Below are 3,018 nucleotides of genomic sequence, written 5' to 3'. Positions count from 1 at the left end.
GCACAACAAGGCGCAAACATCGTGCTCAACGGTTTCGGCGACGCCGAAACCCCCAAGTCCCAGATCGAGGCGCTCGGCGTGCGCGCCGAATACCACGGCGCCGACATGAGCCAGCCCGGCCAGATCGAGGACATGATGAGGTTCGCCGCGTCCAGATTCGGGCGCGTCGACATCCTCGTGAACAACGCCGGCATCCAGCACGTGGCAAAGGTCGAGGACTTCCCGCCTGAACGCTGGGACGCGATCATCGCCATCAACCTCACGAGCGCATTCCACACGACCCGGCTCGCCATACCCGCGATGCGCGAGGCCAACTGGGGCCGCATCATCAACGTGGCATCGGCCCACGGGCTGGTGGCCTCGGCGCAGAAGTCGGCCTACGTGGCGGCCAAGCACGGCATCGTGGGCTTCACCAAGTCGGTGGCGCTCGAAACCGCAACCACCGGCATCACGAGCAATGCGATCTGCCCGGGCTGGGTGCTGACCCAGCTGGTGCAAAAGCAGATCGACGACCGCGCGGCGCGCGAAGGCATCTCGGCCACGCAGGCGCAGAACGAGCTGCTCGGGGAAAAGCAGCCTTCGCTGCRGTTCACCACGGTCGAGCAGCTCGGCGGCCTGGCGGTTTTCCTGTGCTCGCCGGCCGCCGACCAGGTGCGCGGCGTCGCCTGGCAGATGGACGGCGGCTGGACCGCTCAATAAAAGAAGAAGCTATTTGAGCTGCACCGATCCCGAGACGTTCACGACCACGCTGGCCTTGCCGGCTTCCACCGGCACCGGCGCATCGGCCGCAAAGGACTTGGCCGCCGCCGCCATGACGCGCGGCCGGATCGGGCCGCTGTCGTTCGCGTTCACCGAGACTTCGCGCAGCGTGTAGCCGCCGAAGCCAAAGCCCTTGGCCAGCTCGGTGGCCTTCTGCTTGAAGTTCTCGATGGCGATGGTCTGGGCCTCGGTCTCGCTCTTGGCGCGCTGCTCGCGGCTGAGCGCGAAGCCCACGTTGCCGACGTTCAGCGTGGTGATGCGGCCTGCGGTCTGCGTGATGCGCGCGAAGTCGCGGCCCTCGAGCACCATTTCGGCGGAGCCCTGCCAGCCGTTGATCTTGCCTTCGCGGGTGTAGCGCGGCGACAGGCTGAAATTGCCGGTGCGCACGTCGAGCTGGCCGGGCTGGGCGTTTTTCTTGGCCTCGGCCAGGGCCGCGTCCACCGCGGCCTTGAGCTGCGACTGGACCGTGGCGGCATCGGCTGCGTCGCGCGTGGTGGTGAGCGTCATGCTGAGCATGTCCTGCTGCACTTCCACCGTGCCCGAGGCCGTGAGCTGCAGCACGTTCTGCGGCGGCGGGACCATGTTCTGGGCGATGGCAGTGCCGGCGGTGCCAGCCGCAGCCAGTGCGGCAAAGGCGGCGATCAAACTGATTTTTTTCAAGACGAGCTAACTCCCCTGGGTTGGTATTCGAGAACGCGAGAGCACGCAGCCCTCGCCGCTTCAGCGGCGCTGGCTGCGGGGCAAGGTCAGGGCGCGCGCGGCCGACATCGGCTCCGGCACCATTCGCTCGGCCGGCTGCGATTCTGCCGAATTCAGCACGTGGGGTGTGCCGGGCGGCGTCCATTGCCTTCGCACCTGCTGGCGCAGTTCGAAGAGTTCGGCCGCCGTGAGGCGCCTGCCGGCCACGGCCTCCTCCCGCCGGATTTCGTCGCGCTGCGCGGCACGGTGGGCCGCTACCGCCTCGCGTACCTCGTTGCGCCGCGAATCACCGACCCTGAGAAACTCGCCGGCGTTTGCCAAGGCAGGGCCGCAGCTGCAGGCAACAAGGATCGGCAGGACGGGAAGAAGGGTTCTCATTGAACAAAAGTCATAGCACTGGGCGGACTTTGCCACCGCCGGGCGAACGTCGGATGACTAGACAGCGAGCGACCGCAAGTTTTGTAACTTAGTGTCAAACCATAAGTAAAACCGGCTCAACGGGGGCTCAACGCCTTCAGAATCGGCGCTGTTACAAATTCAACGTTGTAGAAATGACTCAAGTTCCCGCCCGCACTGACAAGATCGTGATCGTCGACGACGACGCCCGCATCCGCGACCTGCTTCGCCGCTACCTGACCCAGGAAGGTTTCGAAGTGATCGTGGCCGAGGACGGCAAGGCGCTCAACCGCATCCTGTTGCGCGACACGGTCGACCTGATCGTGCTCGACCTGATGATGCCCGGCGAAGACGGCCTGTCGGTCTGCCGCCGCCTGCGTGCCGCCAACGACCGCACGCCCATCATCATGCTCACCGCCAAGGGCGAGGACGTCGACCGCATCGTCGGCCTCGAGGTCGGCGCGGACGACTACCTGGGCAAGCCGTTCAACCCCCGCGAACTGCTGGCGCGCGTGCATGCGGTGCTGCGCCGCCGTCCGCCGCTCGAGGCGCCCGGCGCCCCTTCCACCGAGAACGAAACCGTCACCTTCGGGCCCTTTGCCTTCGACCTGGGTTCGCGCACGCTCAAGAAGGACGGCGAGGAACTCTCCCTGACCACCGGCGAATTCGCGATGCTCAAGGCGCTGGTGCGCCATCCACGCCAGCCGCTGTCGCGCGAGAAGCTGGCCCAGCTGGCCCGCGGCCGCGAGTTCGAGCCCTTCGACCGCAGCCTCGACGTGCAGATCTCGCGCCTGCGCAAGCTGGTCGAGGCCGATGCGGCGGCGCCCCGCTACATCCAGACCGTGTGGGGCGTGGGCTACGTGTTCGTGCCGGACGGCACGGCCTGAACGACACCCTGAGGTGGCCATCGGCCTGCAATCCGCCAGACCCAGCCCAGCCCAGGAGGACGGCGCGCAGGTCACCATGCCAAGCCCCCTGGAGGGCAGCGGCCAGCGTGACCGGCGACCGGGCCTGAAGCTCGGCTTCAGCCTTTTCTGGCGCACATTCTTCCTGCTCGCGCTGCTGCTGATCGGCTGTACGGTCGCCTGGCTGCAGACCTTCCGCTCGCTCGAATACGAGCCGCGCGCCATCCAGACGGCACACCAGATCGCCTCGCTCGTGAAC

The 3,018-nt window shown here is 66.9% G+C and carries 4 protein-coding genes and 1 pseudogene; 3 read left to right on the top strand and 2 right to left on the bottom strand.

The genetic code is table 11. The annotated features are described in order from the left end of the window. A partial coding sequence (locus AC1DOC_RS26825) for a 3-hydroxybutyrate dehydrogenase (RefSeq protein WP_478130842.1) occupies positions 1-699 on the top strand: 699 nt, incomplete at its 5' end. Positions 700-708: 9 nt separating this feature from the next. Here AC1DOC_RS26825 and AC1DOC_RS26820 read toward each other — a convergent pair. Together AC1DOC_RS26820 and AC1DOC_RS26815 are read right to left on the bottom strand one after the other, a co-directional pair. Continuing rightward, the gene (locus AC1DOC_RS26820; RefSeq protein WP_018905033.1) at positions 709-1,419 is read right to left on the bottom strand and encodes an SIMPL domain-containing protein; all 711 of its coding nucleotides are present in this window, start codon (positions 1,417-1,419) and stop codon (positions 709-711) included. Between the two features lie 60 nt (positions 1,420-1,479). Further along, positions 1,480-1,779: a hypothetical protein gene (locus tag AC1DOC_RS26815; protein ID WP_230537834.1), complete on the bottom strand. Its 300-nt coding sequence runs from the start codon at positions 1,777-1,779 to the stop codon at positions 1,480-1,482. A gap of 230 nt (positions 1,780-2,009) precedes the next feature. On the opposite strand from AC1DOC_RS26815, the gene ompR reads away from it, so the two are divergent. Together ompR and AC1DOC_RS26805 are read left to right on the top strand one after the other, a co-directional pair. Beyond that, a complete protein-coding gene (ompR, locus tag AC1DOC_RS26810; RefSeq protein ID WP_012747691.1) occupies positions 2,010-2,741 on the top strand; it encodes an osmolarity response regulator transcription factor OmpR in 732 nt (243 codons plus the stop codon). Between the two features lie 76 nt (positions 2,742-2,817). Beyond that, a pseudogene (locus AC1DOC_RS26805) lies at positions 2,818-3,018 on the top strand (two-component sensor histidine kinase); the annotation flags it as partial.

The organism is Variovorax sp. 01T439_2, assembly GCF_056398445.1.
The sequence above is the reverse complement of the archived record's forward strand: the minus strand, read 5'-3'. Positions and strand labels throughout refer to the sequence as shown.

Excerpts from the sequence above, each read along its gene's own strand:
- ompR (WP_012747691.1), top strand. The coding sequence starts at position 2,010 with ATGACTCAAGTTCCCGCCCGCACTGACAAGATCGTGATCGTCGACGAC.